A 19,964-nucleotide genomic window follows, 5' to 3' on the forward strand; every position below is an offset into this window, starting at 1 on the left:
CCCCGCCCACGATGCCGCCAGGCTCCCGTTGGCACCTGACCATGCTGCGGACGGCGTCGGGGTTGTGGCGCTGCAGATGGCGCGCGGCGTGACGGCCATCGACAATGCGCGCCAGAGCCGGGCCTGCTGCCTCGGCCTTTCCCGCAGGAGCGCTCCACGATGTCGCAAGGGTTCGTTTCGTCCGACCACATCCGCGGCCTGTTCGCGCAGGCGATGTCGGACATGTATCGCACCGAGGTGCCGCTGTACGGCACGCTGATGGAACTGGTGGCGCAGGTCAATGCGCAGACGCTCCACGCCGATCCCGCCCTGGAGGACAGGCTGACACGCAACGACGAGCGCGCCCGGCTGGATCAGGAGCGCCACGGCGCGATCCGGGTCGGCACGGCCGAGGAACTGTCGATGCTGCGCCGGCTGTTCGCGGTCATGGGCATGGCGCCGGTGGGCTACTACGACCTGTCGGTCGCCGGGGTGCCGGTACATTCGACCGCCTTCCGCCCGACCACGGCGCAGGCGCTGGCGGCCAATCCCTTTCGGGTGTTCACCTCGCTGCTGCGGCTGGAGCTGATCGAGGACGCCGCGCTGCGCGCGCAGGCGGCCGAAATCCTGGCCAGGCGCGACATCTTCACCCCTGCCGTGCGGGCGCTGATCGCGCAGCACGAACGCGACGGCGGGCTGGGCGAGGAGGATGCCAGGCGCTTTGTCGCCGAGGCGCTGGAAACCTTCCGCTGGCATGGCGATGCGACGGTCTCGCGCGCCACCTATCAGGCCTTGAGCGAGGCGCATCGGCTGATCGCCGACGTGGTGTGTTTCCACGGCCCGCATATCAACCACCTCACGCCGCGCACGCTGGACATCGATGCGGCCCAGGCGCAGATGCTGGCGCGCGGGATCGAGGCCAAGGCGGTGATCGAGGGCCCGCCGCCGCGCGCGGTCCCGATCCTGCTGCGGCAGACCAGCTTCAAGGCGCTGGAGGAGGCAGTGTCCTTCCCGAACGGCGAGGCCGCCGAGGCCGGCACGCATACCGCGCGCTTCGGCGAGATCGAGCAGCGCGGCCTGGCGCTGACGCCGAAGGGCCGGGCGCTGTACGACGCGCTGTTGGACCAGGCACGCGATGCCGGCGCGGGCAGTACGGGCGCGGATTATCCGGCGCGGCTGGCGGCGGCGTTCACGCAGTTCCCCGACGACCTGGACACGCTGCGACGGGAGGGCCTGGGCTATTTCCGCTACGCGCTGACCGGGCGGGGGCGCGCGGCGCCGGCGGCCGAACGCGATGCGCCGGCCGAGGTGCTGATCGCGCGTGGCCTGGCCACGGCCGACCCGATCGTCTACGAGGATTTCCTGCCGGTCAGCGCGGCCGGCATCTTCCAGTCCAACCTGGGCGGGGGCGAGCAGCATGCCTATGCGGCCAATGCCCGCCGGGCCGAATTCGAGGCGGCGCTGGGCGCGCCGGTGGCCGATGAATTCGCGATCTACGCGGCGCTGCAGGAGGCCTCGCTGCAAGGCCTGCGCTAGGGGGCCGGCCGAAGTTCGTCAGGCCCCACGTCGCTGCGATCGCCCTGACCATCTCATCACGATGCGCTGGTCTGCGGCGCGTTCAGGGCTTGGCGCCGGAACACCACCCTGACGGGGCTCGCCCGTTGCAGGCGGACCGCGTCGCATCCGTCGAGATGGCGGGCGCGTAGCCTGTGCGCATGAGCAAGGTCATCAAGGGCCGCGGCGCGAGCAGTCACCTGGCCGGCCGCTTCGAACGGACCGTCAGCCAGGCCGAGGATGACGGCTGGCATGCCGACGACAGCGAGGAGTTCGCCGCACCGCGATTGCGCACGCAGGTCAGCGAGGAGACCGCGCGCAGCATCATCAGTCGCAACCAGTCGCCGGACGTGGGCTTCACGCAGTCGGTCAACCCGTATCGCGGCTGCGAGCACGGCTGCAGCTATTGCTTCGCCCGCCCCAGCCACGCCTATCTGAACCTGTCGCCGGGGCTGGATTTCGAGACGCGGCTGTTCGCCAAGACCAATGCGCCGGACCTGTTGCGCCGCGAACTGGCCAAACCCGGCTACGTGGCCAGCCCGATCGCGCTGGGCATCAACACCGATGCCTACCAGCCGATCGAGCGCAAGCTGCAGCTGACCCGCCGCCTGATCGAGGTCTTCGCCGAGACCCGCCACCCGTTCTCGCTGATCACCAAGAATGCGCTGGTCGAGCGCGACCTGGACCTGCTGGCGCCGCTGGCGCGCGACAATCTGGTCAGTGTGCACTTTTCGGTGACCTCGCTGGACCCGCGTCTGTCGGCCAGGCTTGAGCCACGCGCGTCGGCGCCGCACGCGCGGCTGCGCGCGATGCGCACCCTGCACGAGGCCGGGGTGCCGGTCGGGGTGATGGTGGCGCCGGTGATCCCGTGGATCAACGACCATGCACTGGAAGCGGTGCTGGAAGCGGCCCGCGAGGCCGGTGCCGAATCGGCCGGCTACGTGCTGCTGCGCCTGCCGCACGAAGTGGCGCCGCTGTTCCGTGACTGGCTGCAGGCGCACCACCCCGACCGCGCCGCGCACGTGATGAGCACGGTGCGTCAGCTGCGCGGTGGCAAGGACTACGACAGCACCTTCGGCAAGCGCATGCGTGGCCAAGGGGTGTATGCCGACCTGCTGGCGCGGCGCTTCGCCCTGGCGCACAAGCGCCTGGGCTACGCCGATGTTCCCCGCCGCGGCCTGGACTGCAGCCGTTTCGTCAGGCCGATGCCGCCGCGACCGCCATCGCCGCAGGGCGTGTTGTTCTGAGCGCCTGGGTTCGCGAACCACCGCGCCGCCGGTCTCGCCTCGCCACCACGCCGCCGCCGCGCGGGAGGCCTCGCTGCGAAGCCTGCCGGGGGCCTCACGGCGCTTCAAGCCGCTCCCACGGCGGCGGGTCGCCGAGCTGGGCGGTCAGGAATTCGACGAAGCGTCGCACCCGCGGCGGCTGCAGCCGCGCCGGGGTGACGGCACTGATGTGCGTGGCCGGCGGACGCCAGTCGGGCAGCACCGCGACCATGCGCCCGGCGCGCAGGTCGGCGGCGATATGCCACAGCGAATGCACGGCGATGCCTTGGCCGGCCAGCACGGCCTCGCGCAGGACCTCGCCGAAATTGCTCTCGAAGCGGCTGGCCATGCGCACGCGCACACTCTGCCGGTCCGGACCGACCAGGGTCCAGACATCCTGGCGGCCGTCGCGGCCCATGAGCAGCACGCCGTCATGGTCGGCCAGGTCGGCCGGCGTCTTCGGCGTGCCCTTGCGGCGCAGGTAGTCGGGCGAAGCGCACAGCACGCGCGCGTTGGAGGCCAGGTTGCGCGCGAACAGGCCCGAGTCGGCCAATGGCCCGATGCGGATGGCCAGGTCGAAGCCTTCCTTGACCAGGTCCACCAGGTGATCGCTCAGATGCACGCTGACGCGCAGCCTGGGATGCAGGCGCTGGAACTCCGGCAGCAGCGGCGCGACGTAGAGCATGCCGAATGATGCCGACAGGGTGACGCGCAGGGTCCCCGAGACCTGCTGGGCGCTCTCGCGCAGGTCCTCACCCAGGGCCTCCAGGTCGCGCACCAGCACGCGGCCCCGCTCGGCCAGGGCCTGGCCTTCGGGGGTGGGGTGCAGGCGGCGCGTGGTCCGGTGCAGCAGGCGCACGCCCAGTTCGCGCTCCAGACGCTTGAGCCGCTGGCTGGCCACGGCCGCCGACAGGTCGAGCTGGCGGGCGGCGGCGCTGATCGAGCCCAGGTCCAGCACCCGCAGGAACAGGGCGATGTCGCCAACGCGATCCATGGCCATTCTCAATGAAATCTTGAAAGTGATTCAGCATAGCAGCGGTTTTTCTTGCCCGTTCTCCGGCGCACGCTGTTGAACTCCCCCTCCCAAGGCGATCCCATGCCTGCCTCCTCGACTCCTTCGCGCATGCCACTGGCGGTCTATGCGCTGACCGCCGGCGCCTTCGGCATCGGCACGACCGAATTCGTGATCATGGGCCTGCTGATGCAGGTCGCGACCGATCTGCACGTCGGCCTCGCCAGCGCCGGTCTGCTGATTTCCGGTTATGCGCTGGGCGTGTTCGTCGGCGCGCCGCTGCTGACCGCGGCGACCGGGCGCATGCCGCGCAAGGCCGTGCTGGTGGCGCTGATGGTGGTGTTCACGGTGGGCAACCTGGCCTGCGCGCTCGCCCCGAACTACGCCTTGCTGATGGCCGCGCGCGTGGTCACCTCGCTGGCGCACGGCACGTTCTTCGGCGTGGGCGCGGTGGTGGCGACCTCGCTGGTGCCGGAGGCGCGCAAGGCCTCGGCGATCTCGATCATGTTCACCGGCCTGACCGTGGCCACGCTGCTAGGCGTGCCGGCCGGCGCATGGCTGGGGCTGCACCACGGCTGGCGGGCGACGTTCTGGGCGGTGACGGCGATCGGCGTGATGGCCACAGTGGTGATCGCCACGCTGGTCCCGCACGACCGCAATGCGCCGACGCCGGGTTCGCTGCGCGAGGAAGCCGCGGCCGTGCTGCGCGCGCCCGTGCTGCTGGGCCTGCTGATGACCGTGCTGGGATTCGGCGGGGTGTTCACGGTCTATACCTACATCCAGCCCTTGCTGACCCAGGTGACGGGCTTTGGCGACGCGGCGGTGTCGCCGATCCTGCTGGTGTTCGGCGTCGGCATGATCGTGGGCAACCTGCTGGGCGGACGCCTGGCCGACCGCAGCCTGCGCCCGGCGCTGCTGGGCACGCTGCTGGCGCTGGCCGTGGCGATGGGGCTGGTGGGCCTCGCGCTGCACAGCCGCTGGGCGATGGTGCTGCTGACCGGCCTGCTGGGCGCGGCGGCGTTCGCCACGGTGTCGCCGCTGCAGCTGTGGGTGCTGCAGAAGGCCGCCGGCGCGCAGAGCCTGGCGTCGAGCCTGAACATCGGCGCGTTCAACCTGGGCAATGCGCTGGGCGCCTGGCTCGGCGGCCTGGTGCTGGCACATGGCGCCGGCCTGACCGCGCTGCCGTGGATCGGCGCACTGGTGCCGCTGTCGGCGCTGGTCGTGGCGGCCTGGGCGGTGCGCCTGGAGACGCGCTCGGCGAAGGCGTCCCCGTGCCCGCGCCGACTCCAAGGCGAACACGCCGGCTGAGCCTGGCGACGACGTCCCCTTTCTCGACACAGGATGATTCCGATGGAAACCCGACTGCTCGGCCGCTCCGGCCTGCGAGTCCCCGTGCTGGGCTTCGGCGCCGGCACCTTCGGCGGCAAGGGGCCGCTGTTCTCGGCCTGGGGCGACACCGGCGTCGAACAGGCCACGCGCCTGGTCGATCTGTGCCTGGAGGCCGGCGCGAACTTCTTCGACACGGCCGATGTGTATTCCGACGGCGCCTCCGAAGAGATCCTCGGCGCGGCGCTGGCCGGGCGCCGCGAGCGGGCGCTGATCTCGACCAAGACCGGATTGCGCCTGGGCGATGGGCCCAACGATGCCGGCGCCTCGCGCCTGCGCCTGCTGCGCGCGGTCGATGCCTCGCTGCGGCGCCTGCGCACCGACTACATCGATCTGCTGCAGCTGCACGCCTTCGATGCGATGACGCCGGTCGAGGAAACGCTGTCCACGCTCGACGGCCTGGTCAGGGCCGGCAAGGTCCGCTACCTGGGCGCATCGAACTATGCCGGCTGGCAGCTGATGAAATCGCTGGCGGCGGCCGACGCGCATGGCTGGAGCCGCTTCGTCGCCAACCAGACCTATTACTCGCTGGCCGGACGCGATTACGAGTGGGAGCTGATGCCGCTGGGCCTGGACCAGGGCCTGGGCGCGGTGGTGTGGAGCCCGCTGGGCTGGGGCCGACTGACCGGCCGGCTGCGCCGCGGCCAACCGCTGCCTGCGCAGAGCCGGCTGCACGACACCGCCGCGTTCGCCCCGGCCATCGATGACGAACGCCTGTTCGCCCTGGTCGATGTGCTGGACGCGATCGCCCTGGAGGCCGGTCGCAGCGTGCCCCAGGTGGCGATCAACTGGCTGCTGCAGCGCCCGACCGTGAGCACCGTGCTGATCGGCGCGCGCACCGAGGCGCAGCTGCGCGACAACCTCGGCGCGGTCGGCTGGTCGCTGTCGCCCGAGCAGATCGCCCGCCTCGACGCCGCCAGCGCGGTGGAGCCGCCGTATCCCTACTACCCGTACTGGCGCGGGCAGTTCGCCGAGCGCAGCCCGGTGGCGGTGCCCCAGGCGCCGCCCCGGATTTGACAAACGGGGTGCTCGGCGTAGATTCGGAAGAACGCGACGCTTCGCGCGGTCAGAAGCCTGGCGACCGATGGATTCAATGCTCGTTTCCTGAAGAGAAGGAGTTCGAAGATGGAACGTTGCCTTGCAGGGTTGTGCGTAGGCGCGCTGGCGCTCGCGAGTTTCGGTTGCGCAGCCACCGAGTTGACCGTGGCCAGGTATGAACAGGGCATCGTGCCGGTCCTGGTGTCGGTCAACAGCCAGGGCAAGGTCACGCATGTGCAGGTGTCACAGGCCTTGAAGCCTTCGCTGAGCAAGCTGCTCCGCAAGAATCTGGACGAAGCCATCGTCGCGCCGGCGTTGCGGGACGACAAGCCGGTCAACGCCCAGATCGTGATGCGCATGAAGCTGGACCTCACGCCGACGGAAGACGGTCGGTATGCGGCCCGCTTCCTTCCCGTGGAGAGCAAACAGGTCCCTTACGGCGCGTGGTTCTGGCTGCTCGATGGCGACCGTTATGCCCTGGTGGACGACGTCCGCGGTCCTCCCGTGCTGCGTCAAGCTCCGCTGCCGGAACCGCGTCGCCAAGCACGGCCCCCTGTGCCTGCACCCCAGCCGCCAGCGCCGGCGCAGCCGCCGACGAGCTCTTCTGGCTCAAAGCGCGCCTGACCATCCGCGGCGTGACCTTCATTTCGAGCCAGGCCGCCAATGTGACTGGTGGCCCAGGCATGACCTTCGTGCCTGACGACGGTCACGCAGACTCTGCACACTAGAGGGCGCTCCGCGAGGGGCGCCTTCTTCGTTTCCGCACAGAGTCCATGATGAGCCAGCACGACGACGATCTGCCCGAGTCCTCCCCTCCTTCCGATCCGCAGCGTCGCCGGCTGCTGGGCGGGCTCGCGGCCGCGGGCGCGGCGCTGGGGCTGGGTGGCCGGGAAGCCGCCGCCGCCGAGACCGCGAAGGTGGCGGCCGGCGCTTCGGCGAAGGCCGGCGCACGCGCCGCCACGCCGGTCACCGATGTGCAGCTGCGCGAGCATGTGCAGACCATCGTGGTGCTGTATGCGGAGAACCGCAGCTTCAACAACCTGTTCGCCGACTTCCCGGGACTGCAGCAGCCGCTGAAGGCGCTCGACCCGGCCAAGGCGGTGCAGAAGGATCGCGACGGCACTCCGCTCAAGACGCTGCCGCCGATCTGGGACGGCATGGTGCCCGATGCCCAGGTGGTCAATCACCGCCGCTACCAGATCAAGCAGGAGGACATCACCGGCCTGCCCAACGCGCCGTTCGCGCTGAAGACGCCGACCGGCGAGCCGCTGCCGCACGGGGTGGTCACGCGCGACCTGGTGCACGAGTTCTACCGCAACCAGATGCAGATCAACGGCGGCAGGAACGATGGCTTCGTCGCCTGGGGCGACACCGGCGCGCTGCTGATGGGGCACTACGCCGACAGCGCGGTGAATCTGCGCCTGTGGCGGCTGGCCCAGCAGTACACGCTGTGCGACAACTTCTTCATGGGCGCCTTCGGCGGCTCGTTCCTCAACCACCAGTACCTGGTCGCCGCGCAGCCGCCGTTCTATCCGGACGCCGACAGGAGTCCGGCCAAGCTGCACATCGCCAAGACCGCCGACGGCAAGCCCGACGGCAAGGCACTGATCCCGGCCGAGAACAGCCCGGCCAGCGCGATGGACGGCGTGGCCAAGTTCACCTCGCGCCCGACGCTGACGCCGGACTACTGGGCGGTCAACACGATCGGGCCGCCGTACTCGCCGGGCTTCAACGTGGACAAGGCCAACCCCGCGCTGGCCGATGCCGGCAGCGCCAATACCTGCCCGCCGCAGTCGCACAAGCACATCGGCGACATGCTGAGCGCCAAGGGCGTGGACTGGGCCTGGTACGCCGGCGCGTTCCAGGCGGCGCTGGACGGCATGGGCGACAGCAACGACGGCAGCTTCCCCAGCCATCCGAACTTCCAGGCGCATCACCAGCCGCTGAACTACTTTGCCTCGCTGGCGCCGGGCAGCGCGGCGCGCAAGCAGCACCTGCGCGATGGCGGCCTGGGCGAGACCGCGGCGACCAACAAGTTCATCGCCGACGCGCAGGCCGGCAAGCTGCCGCCGGTGACGTTCTACAAGCCGCAGGGCAATCTCAACATGCATGCCGGCTACTCGGACATCGAGGCCGGCGACCGGCACCTGGCGGCGATCGTGCACGCGCTGCAGAACAGCCCGCAGTGGAAGCAGATGGTCGTGGTCATCACCTTCGACGAGAACGGCGGCTGGTGGGACCACGTCGCGCCGCCCAAGGGCGATCGCTGGGGACCGGGCACGCGCATCCCGGCGCTGGTGATCTCGCCCTTCGCCAAGCGCGGGCACGTGGACCACACGATCTACGACACCGGCTCGATCGCGCGCCTGATCACGCGCCGCTTCGGCCTGGAGAAGCTGCCGGGTCTGAAGCTGCGCGAGGACGCGATGGTCGCCGCCGGCGGGCCGCCGCCGGGCGATCTGACCGGCGCGCTGGACTTCGGCCAGGCCTGAATCAGTCGTTGGCGGCCGCGGGCAGCGCCTGCGCCTGCTCGCGGGCGTCGAACGCCGCGCGCGCCTGCTCGACGTCGGGCAGGTGCTCGCGGGTCCAGGCGTGAAGCGCCTCGAACGGCGCCTTGAGCGTGCGGCCGAGCGCGGTGATGCGGTACTCCACCGCGATCGGCGAGGCGGTGACCACCCGGCGCTCGACGATGCCGTTGCGCTCCAGCCGGCGCAGCGTCTGGGTGAGCGCCTTCTGGGTGATGCCTTCCAGCGTGCGTTTGAGCATGTTGAAACGCAGCGGCTGGCGGCAGAGGGCGGCGAGCACCAGCACCGACCACTTGTCGGCGATCTGGTCCAGCAACAGGCGGCTGGGGCAATCGACGGCGGAGAGCACCTTGGGTTGGGCATGCATGGCGGTTTCCTCGGGGATACCTGGTCGCTGCGTGGTGCCTGATTGACACCTGGTATACGAAATATACCCTCTGGCGCCTTCCTCCCTCCACGGAATCGTCCATGTCCTCCACTGCCGCGCAGGTGCTGTTCCGCCCCTTCCAGGTCAAATCGCTGGCGCTGAAGAACCGCATCGTGATGGCGCCGATGACCCGGTCCTTCTCGCCCGGTGGCGTGCCCGGCCCGGATGTGGCGGCCTACTACCGGCGCCGCGCCGAGCACGAGGTCGGCCTGATCCTGTCCGAAGGCACGGTGGTGGACCGGCCGGGCGCGCGCAACGACCCGGGCATCCCCGTCTTCCACGGGCAGGCGGCGCTGGCCGGCTGGCGTGCGGTGATCGAGGGCGTGCACCAGGCCGGTGGCCGCATGGGCCCACAGCTGTGGCATGTCGGCGCGGTGCAGAGCTTCCAGACGGGGTGGGAACAGGACGGCGTCGAGAGCCCGTCGGGCCTGGAGGCGCCGGGCAAGCCGCGCGGCCGGGCGATGACCGAGGAGGACATCGCCGACACCATCGCCGCCTATGCGCGGGCGGCGGCCGACACCCGGGCCCTGGGCTTCGACACGCTGGAGATCCACGGCGCGCACGGCTATCTGCTCGACCAGTTCTTCTGGGCCCCGACCAACACGCGTGGCGATCGCTACGGCGGCGAAACGCTGGCCGAACGCGCGCGCTTCGCCGTCGAGGTGGTGCGGGCCATGCGCGCGGCCGTCGGTCCCGAGTTCCCGATCATCCTGCGCCTGAGCCAGTGGAAGCAGCAGGACTACAGCGCGCGCCTGGCCGACACGCCCGAGGCGATGGCCGCGTGGCTGGTGCCGTTGGTGGAGGCCGGCGTGGACGTGCTGCATTGTTCGCAGCGGCGCTTCTGGGAGCCGGAGTTCCCGGAGATCGACGGGGCCGAGGGGCTCAACTTCGCCGGCTGGGCGAAGAAGCTCACCGGCGCGGCGACGATCAGCGTGGGCTCGGTCGGCCTGTCGGGCGACTTCATGGGCGCCTTCGGCGGCGAAGGCTCCAGCGCCGTGGGCCTGGACCGGCTGGTGGCGCGCATGGAGCGCGAGGAGTTCGACCTGATCGCCGTCGGCCGGGCGCTGCTGAGCGATGCGCGCTGGGCGGAGAAGATCCACCGCGGCGCCACCGGCGAACTGCGCGACTTCGACGCCGCGGCGCTGCGCCGGCTGGACTGATCGCTCAGGCGGCGCCGGCCGTGGCCGGATCGCCGCCGCGCGCCAGCGCCAGCAGGTGGCGCAGCGGCGGCGGCGTGTGGGCCTGTACAGGCATGGCCGCCAGCGCCAGCCGCGCCATCGGCACCGGGCCCTCGATGTCCAGGTAGCGCACGCCAGGCAGTTGCAGCTGCGCGGTGGATTCTGGCACCACCGACACGCCCAGCTCGGCCGCGACCAGGTTGACGATGGAGGACATCTGCGGCGCCTCCTGGGTGATGGCCACGCTGAAGCCGGCCTGGCGGCAGGCCGAGAGGATCTCGTCGTAGAGGCTGGTGCCGAAGCTGCGCGGAAACAGGATGAACGGCTCGCCGGCCAGCACCGACAGCGGCGCGCTGCGCCGCGCCGCCAGCGGATGGGCCGCCGGCACGGCGATCTTCATCGGCTCGTCCGGGAAGCGGATCAGCACCAGTTCCGGCGGCGTGGCCACGCTGTAGCGGATGAAGGCCGCATCCAGCCGGCCCTGGGCCAGGCCGTCGAGCAGACCGGCGGTGTTGGTCTCCTCCAGCGCCAGCTCGACCGCGGGCCAGGCGCGGCGGTAATCGCGGATCAGCTGCGGCACTACCGGGTTGAACGCGGCCGAGGCGGTGAATCCCAGCCGCAGGCGGCCGCTTTCGCCGCGTGCGGCCCGGCGCGCGCTGTCGGCGGCGCGCTCGACGTCGACCAGCACGCGGCGCACCTCCAGCAGGAAAGCCTGACCGGCGTCGGTCAGCTGGGCGCCCTGTGGGGTGCGCACGAACAGCGGCGTGCCCAGCTCCTTCTCCAGCGCCTGGATCTGCTGGCTCAGCGGCGGCTGGCCGATGCCCACGCGCGCGGCGGCGCGGGTGAAGTTGGCCTCCTCGGCCACGGCCAGGAAGTAGCGCAGGTGGCGAAGCTCCACGACGACCCCATATGTTTCGCATATAGCGACTGCCTGCATCATATATTGGACGCATGGACGACGCGGCCAGATACTGCCCTGCCCCGCGCCAGCCTCCTTCGCCATGCCCCGCGCTTCCGCCCGTGCCCTGGACTCCGGTCCGGCGCCCGCCGACCTCGATACGCCGCTGCCGCTGGCGCGCATCCGCCTGGCGCTGTTCCTGGCCGGGTTCGCCACCTTCTCGCTGCTCTACAGCGTGCAGCCGCTGCTGCCCGAGTTCGCCAGGAGCTTCGGGGTGAGCGCGGCCGCCAGTTCGCTGCCGCTGTCGCTGGCCACCGGCGGGCTGGCGGTGGCGATCTTCTGCGCCGGCGCGGTGTCCGAGAACCTGGGCCGGCGCGGGCTGATGTTCGCCTCCATCTCGCTGGCCGCGGTGCTCAACGGCGTGGCCGCCTTCCTGCCGCACTGGGAGTCGCTGGTGGTGGTGCGCATGCTCTCGGGCGTCGCGCTGGGCGGCGTGCCGGCGGTGGCGATGGTCTACCTGGCCGAGGAACTGCCGGGCCACAAGCTGGGCGCGGCCACCGGACTGTACGTGGCCGGCAACGCCTTCGGCGGGATGATGGGGCGGATCGGGATGAGCGTGCTGACCGACCACCTGGGCTGGCGCACGGCGCTGGCCACGCTCAGCGCGTTCGATCTGGCGGTGGCGATCGGCTTCGTGCTGCTGCTGCCGCCCTCGCGCAACTTCGTGCGCAAGACCGGGGTGCGCTTGGGCTATCACCTGCAGGCCTGGGGCGGACACCTGCGCGACCGCTACCTGCCCTGGCTGTTCGCGATCCCGTTCCTGCTGATGGGCACCTTCGTCAGCGTCTACAACTATGCGGGCTTCCGCCTGGGCGGGCCGGAGTTCGGCCTGAGCCAGAGCCAGATCGGGCTGATCTTCTCGGCCTACGTGTTCGGCATCGTCTCGTCCTCGGTGGCCGGGTCGGCCTCGGATCGCTTCGGCCGCGGGCCGGTGGTGCTGGCCGGCACGGTCTGCGCGATCGCCGGGGTGGCGATGACGCTGTCGCATGTCCTGTGGCTGGTGATCACCGGCATCGTGCTGCTGACGATCGGCTTCTTCATCGCCCACTCGGCCGCCAGCGCCTGGGTCGGCCGGCTGGGCAGGGCCAGCAAGAGCCACGCCGCCTCGCTGTACCTGCTGGCCTACTACATCGGCTCCAGCGTGATCGGCTCGGTCAGCGGCTGGTTCTGGCAGCACGGCGGCTGGAAGGCACTGGTGATCTTCTGCCTGGCCCTGCAGGCGCTGGCGCTGCTGGCCGCGCAGGTGCTGCGCAACGGCGCCGACGACAGCAGACCCTACGGCCGCTTCGGTCCGCACCCGCCCCGAGGAGAATGAGCGATGAAAGTCGAGCGCCTGGACCACCTGGTCCTGACCGTGGCCGACGTGGAGGCCAGCTGTGCCTTCTATGCGCGGGTGCTGGGCATGGAGGTGGTCACCTTCGGCCAGGGCCGCAAGGCGCTGGCGTTCGGTCGGCAGAAGATCAACCTGCACCGCCACGGACATGAGTTCGAACCCAAGGCGCGCACGCCCACGCCGGGGTCGGCCGACCTGTGCCTGCTGATCGACACGCCGATCGATCAGGCGCAGGCGCAGCTGCAGGCGCTGGGCGTGGCTATCGAAGAAGGCCCGGTCGCGCGCACGGGCGCCACCGGGCCGATCACCTCGCTGTACTTCCGCGACCCGGACGGCAACCTGATCGAGGTCAGCCGCCCGGCCTGATCCGCGTCGGAGCGCGGCGCGTCAGTACGCCGAGTAGGTCGCGGTCAGGCTGATGTTGCGGTAGCCGCCGGTGCCGCCGACCAGGCGGATGAAGTAGCTGTCGGAGAGCGGCAGCGCGGTCTGCATGTTCTGCGTGGTGCCGGCGCGCACCGAGCTGACGTCGGCATCGCTGCCGTCGGCGCTGGGCGCGCGCGTGGCGCGCACGTACATCTTCACTTGGCCGCTGCCGCCCAGCGTGCGGATCTGCAGGTTGCGCGCATTGACCGGCACGTCGATGCGGAACAGCTGGGTGCCGCCCTGCGCCGCGCTCTGGCCGGCCAGGACCTGGCCCTTGGTCAGCATCACGGCACTGGCCTCGTCGCCACCGCCGGCCGCGCCCGCGGCGCGCGCCACGGCCTTGCTGGCGTCCAGGATGCCCGCGCCGATGCGCAGGGTCGGCTTGATCGGAAACACGTTGGAGGTCTGCGTCAGGATTTCCCGGATCTGCTGGGGCGTGGGGATCGGCTTGCCGGCGTTGTAGGCGGCGCTGATGACCAGCGCGACGACGCCGGCGGTATGCGGCGAGGCCATCGACGTCCCGGTATAGCCGGCGTAGGCCGGCTCGCCCGGTTCGTGCGTGCCGCGGTTGAGGGTGGACCAGACGAACCCCGCGCGCGGCTGGGTGCCGGTGTTCGGATCGTCGTTGGTGTAGGCGCCACCGCCCGGCGCGGACAGCGTGATGCTGCTGCCGTAGTTGGAGTAGTAGGCGCGCTTGCCGGTGATGCCGGTGGCCGCCACGTTGATCACGCCCGGGCAGCTGGCGGGCGTATAGGCGCTGGCGTCGCTGTTGTCGTTGCCGGCCGCGACGACCACCGTGGTGCCGCGCGCGATCGCCCCGCTGATCGCCGCGGCGGTGACGCCGTCGCTGGCGCAGCTGCCGTAGCCGCCCAGGCTCATGTTGATCACCTCGGCCGGGTGCTGGTTGTCCGGCACGCCGTCGACGTGACCGCCCGAGGCCCAGGTGATCGCATCGGCGATATCGGCGGTGGTGCCGCCGCAGTGACCCAGCGCGCGCACCGGCAGCACCTTGGCCTTGGGCGCCACGCCGATCATGCCGACGCCGTTGTTGGTCAGCTCACCGACGGTGCCGGCCACGTGGGTGCCGTGCCAGGAGCTGTCAGACTGTTCGTAGCTCTGCGCGCAGCCGCCGTTCTCGACCAGGAACCTGTCCTCACTGGTCCAGTCGCCCAGGTCCCAGCCGCCCGGCGCGCGACCGTCGGTGGCGCGGCCGGACATGTAGCCGCTGCTGATGAAGTCGTAGCCGGCGTCGGCCAGGGACGTGTCCAGGTCCGGATGGGCGGTGATGCCGGTATCGATGACCGCGACCACCACGCCGTCGCCATCGCCGTACTGCCAGGCCGGGATCGCGTTGATGCCGCCCCAGTTGGGGAAGTTGACCGTGCTGCCGTTCGGCTCGGTGTATTCGGCGTGGCCGTCGGCGGCGCGCATGTGCCACTGCACCACGGCGCCCGGATCGTTTGGTGCCTGGCCCGGCGGCAGGATCGCTTTGGCGGTCGCGCGGATCGGCTTCATCAGCAGGTTGGGCTCGACATGCGCCACCGAGGGATCTGCGCGCAGGGCCTGCATCAGGCTGTCGAGTTGTTCCTGGCTGAGCGAGCGGGCCGGGCGCACCAGATCGGCGCCGGTGGCGATGCGGCGCACGCGGTTCAGCGCCGGCGGGGCCTGGCGGAACTGGGCATTCCACTGGCTGCGCACGGCGGTGGTGGCCAGCGCCGATTTCAGCTTGGCCGCGGCGGCCGTGGCGCTGGCGCGTTCGCTGCTGCCGTTGCGGTAGGTGACCAGCAGGCCGTCGTAGACGGCGACCGGTTCGCTGGCGACCCCGGTCTGCAGGGTGCCGAAACGCGAGACCTGCGCCAGCGCGGGAGAGACGGCGGCGGTCAGCGCGATCGCCAGCACGCTGCGGCGGAGAGAGGTGGACGTCGGGTTCATCGTGGGACCTCGGGCAAGGAGCGGCCGCTGTGCGCGCCGCCGGATCTGGGCGAAATGGAAACGCGAAGGGAACGCGGCGCGGCGGTGGGCCGCCGCGCGAAGAGCGTGTCGTTACAGGTCGATGCCGAAGCCGAAGCCGGCGGAGGTGTCGTCGCCGCTGAACGCCCCGCCGATGCTGAAGGAGGCGCGCTCGCCGATCTGCCTGGCGTAGCCCACTGACAGGGCGGCCTCGCCGTTCTGCCAGCCGACGCCGGTGGCGATTCGGCCGTTCGCGCTCCTGGAATTGGCCGCATTGACGGCCATGTTCATCATCGCCGAGCCCATTGCCCCCATCCGGTCGATGCGCCGGTCCTGCGCGGCCAGCCTGTGGCCGATGTCGTTGGAGAGCTGGGTGAAGCGGTCATCCAGCGCCGTCAGCCTGCGGTCGGTGTAGGCGTTGGCCGAGCTCAGCGTCTTGGTCGCGGTGGTGTCGGTGTAGGCATTGGCCGAGCCCAGGGTTCTGGTCGCGGCGGTGTCGGTATAGGCGTTGGCGGTGGCCACGGCCTGCGCATCGCCGGCCTGCATCTGGCCGACATTGGCCGCATCGGTCGCGCCGGTGCCGGCGGCGACGTTGGTGACACGGCGCTCGTTGCCGACACTGCCCACCGAGACGGTGTTGGCCTGGTCGGCGACCGCGCCCTGGCCCAGCGCCACCGCACCAGCGGCCGTGACCGAGGCGCCCTGGCCGATCGCCGTGCCGGACGCCGCGCTGACCGCGGCGCCCTCGCCGACCGCCACCGCATTGGTGGCCTGGGCCGCGACGACCGTATTGGCACCGAGCGCGGTGCTGCCATCGGCATTGACCTTGGCGTTGCCGCCGATCGCGGTGTCGTTGGGGCCCGCGGCGTAGGCGCCGCCGCCGACGGCGGTGCCGTTCTGGCCACCGGTGGCCGCACCGGCGCCGACGGCCACGCCGTTGCTGCCATCGGCCACGCTGGCACCGTTGGTGCTGCCGCCGCCGACCGCCACGCCGCCGGCGCCGCTGCCGGCCGCCGGCGCGGCTTCCAGCGATGCCACGCGCGTGGACAGGCCGGAGAACGCACCATCCAGCGCGGTCAAGGCGTCGCCGACATTGGTGAAGCTGGCGCCCTGGATGCTGTAGCGCGGCAGCACGAAGCCGTCGGCCGCCGAGTATCCCGCGCCGGCGCCGAACGCCGCGGCCATCTCGCCCATGCCCTCGGCGGTCGCGCCGCCGGCGAGCGTCACCGTGTCGGCCAGGGCATGCAGCTGCGCCAGGTTCACCGCATCGGTGTCCTCGGTGCCGGCCGCCACGTTGATGAGCTGGCGCTCCGCACCGGCCACGCCCATCGAGACGCTGTTGTCGCGGTCGGCGAAGCTGCCGGCGCCCAGCGCGACGCTGTTCGCGCCGATCACCGCGCTGTTGGTGCCCAGCGCCAGGGCCCCGTCGCCCAGGGCGCTGGCCCCGGACCCGAGCGCCGTGGCGCCCAGGCCGGAGGCGCTGGCGATGTAGCCCACGGCGGTGGCTTCGTCGCCGTCGGCGAAGGTCTGCGCGCCGAGCGCGGTGGCGCTGGCGCTGGTGGAGATCGCCTGCGCGCCCAGGGCGGTGGCGTACATCGCATCGGCGTGGCTGTCGAAGCCCAGCGCCACGCCGTAGTCCGACAGCGCCCACGAGCCCGCACCCACCGTCACCGCGCCCAGCCCGTTGGCCTGCGCGGACACGCTGGCATTGCTGGCGCCGATGGCCACGCTCTGCTGGCCCTGCGCCATCGCGCCCTCGCCCAGCGCCGTGCCGCCATCGCCCGAGGCGGTGGTGCCGTAGCCGATGGCCACGCCGGCGAATCCTTCGGCCAGGCCGTAGGTGCCGATGGCCACGGCGGCGTCGTTGGTCGCCCGGCTCGCATAACCGAGCGCCATGGACGCCGCCCCGCTCGCGGAGCTCGAACTGCCGAAGGCCGTGGCGTATTCCGCCTGCGCGTTGGCCGAACTGCCCACGGCCACGGCCCCTGCCTCGGCTGCCGTCGACGACCAGCCAAGGGCCGTGGCGTTGTCGCCGACCGCCTCCGCATAGGCGCCCAGGGCAACCGCGCCGAAGCCGGTGGCGCGCGCGCCATCGGAATCGCCGAAGGTGCTGCCGAAGAAACTGCCGCCGATGGCCACGGCCGATTGTCCGGTGGCCCGCGCCCCGTCACCCATCGCGATGGCGGTGTTGCCGGCCGTGACGTTGTGGCCGATGGCGATGCCGTACGCGTCGCTCACCGTGGCCCGGGCACCAATCGCCACGCCGAAGTTCCCTGCCGCGTCGGCGCCGGCGCCGATGCCCACGGCGCTGGTGCCGCCGGCGGCCGCGTTGTCGCTGCCGTCGCCCGCGCCGCTGGCGGCGAAATAGTTGGGATCCACCGCTGCCGCGACGACGGCCGGGTCATCGGCCTGCGGGGTCGCGGTCTGCGCGGGCGCGTCGGGCTGGCCCGCCTGGACGGTCGACCCGGCGGGCGTGTCCATGGCGGCCGCCGGCATGGCGCCGGCCGGCAGCGCCAGCACGAGCAGCAACGCGGCGGTCAACGGACTGCAAGACAAGGCCGGCAGGATGCGAAGGGACGAAGTGCGCCCACGGCGCACGGACGACGTGACAAGACTGGGCATGGTGGTAGGTCCGGAGAAGGAAGTTCGCACCGGCTCCCCGCTCGGCACGCGTGGATGGATTTACCGACAGCCGCCGCGCGCGCTCAATGCCCGCAATCTCATGGCCGGCTCACGCTAGACTCACGGCCCATGGGGACATCTGACCGCAGGCGGTTCCGGCGCGTGCCTTGGCGCCCGCCGCTGTGGCGCCAGGCGGTCGCCTGGCTGCGCAGGGTGCCGGCCTCCGATCCGATCGACCGCCGCAACGCGCCGGCGCTGCAGGTGCTGCTGCTGTTCCTCGGCACCGAGATCCCGCTCAACAAGGCCTACCATCTGCTGACCGCCGCGCGGATCCAGATGGATCCCACGCAGCTGGCCGTGGACATCGGCACGGACGCGGCGATGACGCTGGCCGCGTGGCTCGGCGTGTGGCTGATCCGGCGCGGCCGGGTCAAGCCGGCCACGGCCTTGTTCATCGGCGTCACGCTGTGCTCGGGCATCGCGGCCAACATCGCCTTCGGCTACCAGCTACAGGCCTTCGATCCCTACCCGATGATGATGCTGACCCTGGCGGCGCTGGTGATCGGTCGCTGGGCGCTGTGGGCGGTGTATCTGTGCATCCCGCTGATGTTCTGGCTGGGGATGGAGAGCCCGGAGGGCCAGGCGCCGAACGCCTCGGGCAACCCCTTCCAGAACCTGCCCTCGCTGGCGATGAGCTACTTCATGATCACCCTGGTGCTGGACCGCACGGTGGAGGCGCTGCGCGAAGGCCTGTTCAGCGCCCGCCGCTCGGCCGAACGCCTGCGCGTGGAGATGCGCGAGCGCGAGCGCGTGCAGGCGCGGCTGCTGCACCTGCAGCGGATCGAGTCGGTCGGCCAGCTGGCCAGCGGCGTGTCGCACGACTTCAACAACATCCTCGGCGCGATCATCGGCTACACCGGCCAGCGCCATCGCCTGCACGAACTGGATTACGACCCGGTCACCGACGCCCAGGCGATGGCCGAGGCGCTGGAGGGCGTGGAGCTGGCCGCGCAGCGCGGCGTGGCGATCAGCCGCAAGCTGCTGAGCTTCAGCCGGCGCGAGCTGGCCGTGCCCAGCGATTTCGACGTGGCCGCCGCCCTGCGCGAGCTGCAGCCGATGCTGCGGCAGCTGTTCGGGGCCCCGGTGCAGGTCCAGCTGAGCACGCCCGAGGCACCGTGCACGGTGCATCTGGATCGCGCGCAGTTCGACCTGGTGATGCTCAACTTCGCGGCCAACGCGCGCGATGCGATGCCCGAGGGTGGGACGTTCTCGATCGACGTGCGCCTGGAGCACGGCCAGGTGGCGCTGCGCCTGTCAGACACCGGCGTGGGCATGAGCGCCGAGGTGATGCAGCAGGCGTTCGAGCCGTTCTTCACCACCAAGCCGGCCGGCCAGGGCACGGGCCTGGGCCTGGCGGTCGCGCAGGAACTGACCCAGCAGGGCGGCGGCAGCCTGTGGGTGGACAGCGCCCCCGGGCAGGGCACGCGCTTCACGCTGCGCCTGCCGCAGGTGACCGCGCCGCTCAGTTCCCCTGCGGATTGAACAGGTAGCCGGCGCCGCGCACGGCGGTCAGCGGCAGCGCCGTGCCGGCGCGGTCCTGCACCTTCTGCCGCAGGCGATGCAGCAGCGCATCGAGGCGATGCGGGTCGACCTCCAGGCCAAGCTCACCGCCGAGGGTGGCCAGCAGCGACTCGCGCGCCACCAGTTGACCGCGCGTGCGCCACAGGCACAGCAGCACCCGGCGCTCGGACTGGGTCAGCGCCACGGCCTTGCCCTGCGGCGAGAACAGGCACCAGCCATCGTCCTGCAGCTGCCACGCCGACGCCTCGTGCGCGGCCGGCGGCCGCGACAGCCGGCGCGCCACGCTGAACAGGGTCGCGGCCAGCATCTCGATCTCCACCGGCTTGGTCAGGTAGGCATCGGCGCCCTGGCTGAGGCCGCGCACCATGTCCGGCGACGTGTCGCGGCCGCTGAGGATCACGATGCCCATGCCCGGGCGCCCGGCCTGCAGTTCGCGCGTCAGGGTGAAGCCATCGCCGTCGGGCAGGCCGATGTCGAGCACGATCAGGTCGAAGCTGGCCTGCGCCAGCGCCGCCTGCAGCTGCGCCACCGTACGCATCGGCACCACGTCGAAGCCATGCCGCGCCAGCCCCGGCAGCAGGACGCGGTCGCGCAGCACGTCGTCGTCCTCCAGCAGCGCCAGGCGCAGCGGTGCGATCGAAGGACGGGCGGACGATGGCACGGGCGCACTCACGTGGACGGCAGGGATTCGATGCGGGCGGTGATCGGATGGCACCCGGCCTTCGCGCCGGGC

Annotated in this window: 16 protein-coding genes; 10 read left to right on the forward strand and 6 right to left on the reverse strand. The window is 71.4% G+C overall.

From position 1 onward, the window contains the following. Nucleotides 1-159 precede the first annotated feature (159 nt). Together LAJ50_RS19220 and LAJ50_RS19225 are read left to right on the forward strand one after the other, a co-directional pair. Complete coding sequence (locus tag LAJ50_RS19220; RefSeq protein ID WP_138653510.1) at nt 160-1,515, forward strand: VOC family protein; 1,356 nt, start codon at nt 160-162, stop codon at nt 1,513-1,515. 179 nt (nt 1,516-1,694) lie between these two features. Continuing rightward, nucleotides 1,695-2,780 (forward strand): PA0069 family radical SAM protein, encoded by a 1,086-nt coding sequence (locus LAJ50_RS19225; protein ID WP_138653512.1) that lies wholly within the window; start codon nt 1,695-1,697, stop codon nt 2,778-2,780. 94 nt (nt 2,781-2,874) lie between these two features. Here the strand turns inward: LAJ50_RS19225 and LAJ50_RS19230 are convergent, their stop codons facing one another. Next, a complete protein-coding gene (locus LAJ50_RS19230) occupies nt 2,875-3,792 on the reverse strand; it encodes a LysR family transcriptional regulator (RefSeq protein ID WP_138653514.1) in 918 nt (305 codons plus the stop codon). A 102-nt stretch (nt 3,793-3,894) separates the two neighbouring features. Between LAJ50_RS19230 and LAJ50_RS19235 the strand changes: the two genes are divergently transcribed. The 4 genes from LAJ50_RS19235 to acpA all read left to right on the forward strand — a co-directional run bounded on the left by LAJ50_RS19235 (nt 3,895) and on the right by acpA (nt 8,726). Then, complete coding sequence (locus LAJ50_RS19235; protein ID WP_138653516.1) at nt 3,895-5,118, forward strand: MFS transporter; 1,224 nt, start codon at nt 3,895-3,897, stop codon at nt 5,116-5,118. A gap of 42 nt (nt 5,119-5,160) precedes the next feature. After that, entirely contained in the window at nt 5,161-6,213 is a 1,053-nt protein-coding gene (locus LAJ50_RS19240; protein WP_138653518.1) for an aldo/keto reductase, read from the forward strand. A gap of 108 nt (nt 6,214-6,321) precedes the next feature. Further along, nucleotides 6,322-6,858, forward strand: a complete 537-nt coding sequence (locus LAJ50_RS19245; RefSeq protein ID WP_138653520.1) for a hypothetical protein — start codon at nt 6,322-6,324, stop codon at nt 6,856-6,858. 152 nt (nt 6,859-7,010) lie between these two features. Next, the gene (gene acpA, locus LAJ50_RS19250) at nt 7,011-8,726 is read left to right on the forward strand and encodes an acid phosphatase (protein ID WP_138653522.1); all 1,716 of its coding nucleotides are present in this window, start codon (nt 7,011-7,013) and stop codon (nt 8,724-8,726) included. 1 nt (nt 8,727) lies between these two features. Here acpA and LAJ50_RS19255 read toward each other — a convergent pair whose 3' ends face one another. Next, nucleotides 8,728-9,126, reverse strand: a complete 399-nt coding sequence (locus LAJ50_RS19255; protein WP_130551575.1) for a helix-turn-helix domain-containing protein — start codon at nt 9,124-9,126, stop codon at nt 8,728-8,730. Nucleotides 9,127-9,227: 101 nt separating this feature from the next. Between LAJ50_RS19255 and LAJ50_RS19260 the strand changes: the two genes are divergently transcribed. Next, nucleotides 9,228-10,346 (forward strand): NADH:flavin oxidoreductase, encoded by a 1,119-nt coding sequence (locus tag LAJ50_RS19260; protein ID WP_138653524.1) that lies wholly within the window; start codon nt 9,228-9,230, stop codon nt 10,344-10,346. 4 nt (nt 10,347-10,350) lie between these two features. Here LAJ50_RS19260 and LAJ50_RS19265 read toward each other — a convergent pair whose 3' ends face one another. After that, entirely contained in the window at nt 10,351-11,262 is a 912-nt protein-coding gene (locus LAJ50_RS19265; protein ID WP_130551573.1) for a LysR family transcriptional regulator, read from the reverse strand. 22 nt (nt 11,263-11,284) lie between these two features. Here LAJ50_RS19265 and LAJ50_RS19270 point away from each other — a divergent pair, with 22 nt between their 5' ends. Both LAJ50_RS19270 and LAJ50_RS19275 read left to right on the forward strand, forming a co-directional pair. Then, nucleotides 11,285-12,637 carry an MFS transporter gene (locus LAJ50_RS19270; protein WP_138653526.1) on the forward strand — a complete coding sequence of 451 codons (1,353 nt, stop codon included), beginning with the start codon at nt 11,285-11,287 and terminating at the stop codon, nt 12,635-12,637. 3 nt (nt 12,638-12,640) lie between these two features. Further along, complete coding sequence (locus LAJ50_RS19275; protein ID WP_130551571.1) at nt 12,641-13,021, forward strand: VOC family protein; 381 nt, start codon at nt 12,641-12,643, stop codon at nt 13,019-13,021. Nucleotides 13,022-13,042: 21 nt separating this feature from the next. Here LAJ50_RS19275 and LAJ50_RS19280 read toward each other — a convergent pair whose 3' ends face one another. After that, nucleotides 13,043-15,010: a S8 family peptidase gene (locus LAJ50_RS19280; RefSeq protein WP_138653528.1), complete on the reverse strand. Its 1,968-nt coding sequence runs from the start codon at nt 15,008-15,010 to the stop codon at nt 13,043-13,045. 111 nt (nt 15,011-15,121) lie between these two features. Further along, nucleotides 15,122-17,569 (reverse strand): YadA-like family protein, encoded by a 2,448-nt coding sequence (locus tag LAJ50_RS20250; RefSeq protein WP_255469387.1) that lies wholly within the window; start codon nt 17,567-17,569, stop codon nt 15,122-15,124. Between the two features lie 243 nt (nt 17,570-17,812). Between LAJ50_RS20250 and LAJ50_RS19300 the strand changes: the two genes are divergently transcribed. Next, nucleotides 17,813-19,192, forward strand: coding sequence for an ATP-binding protein (locus LAJ50_RS19300; RefSeq protein ID WP_224096399.1), 1,380 nt, complete (start codon nt 17,813-17,815; stop codon nt 19,190-19,192). Here LAJ50_RS19300 and LAJ50_RS19305 read toward each other — a convergent pair. Beyond that, the gene (locus LAJ50_RS19305) at nt 19,173-19,892 is read right to left on the reverse strand and encodes a response regulator transcription factor (protein ID WP_224096400.1); all 720 of its coding nucleotides are present in this window, start codon (nt 19,890-19,892) and stop codon (nt 19,173-19,175) included. The genes LAJ50_RS19300 and LAJ50_RS19305 overlap by 20 nt on opposite strands. Between the last annotated feature and the right edge of the window lie 72 nt (nt 19,893-19,964).

This window comes from Pseudoxanthomonas sp. X-1 (assembly GCF_020042665.1).
Taxonomy (GTDB): Bacteria; Pseudomonadota; Gammaproteobacteria; order Xanthomonadales; family Xanthomonadaceae; genus Pseudoxanthomonas_A; species Pseudoxanthomonas_A spadix_A.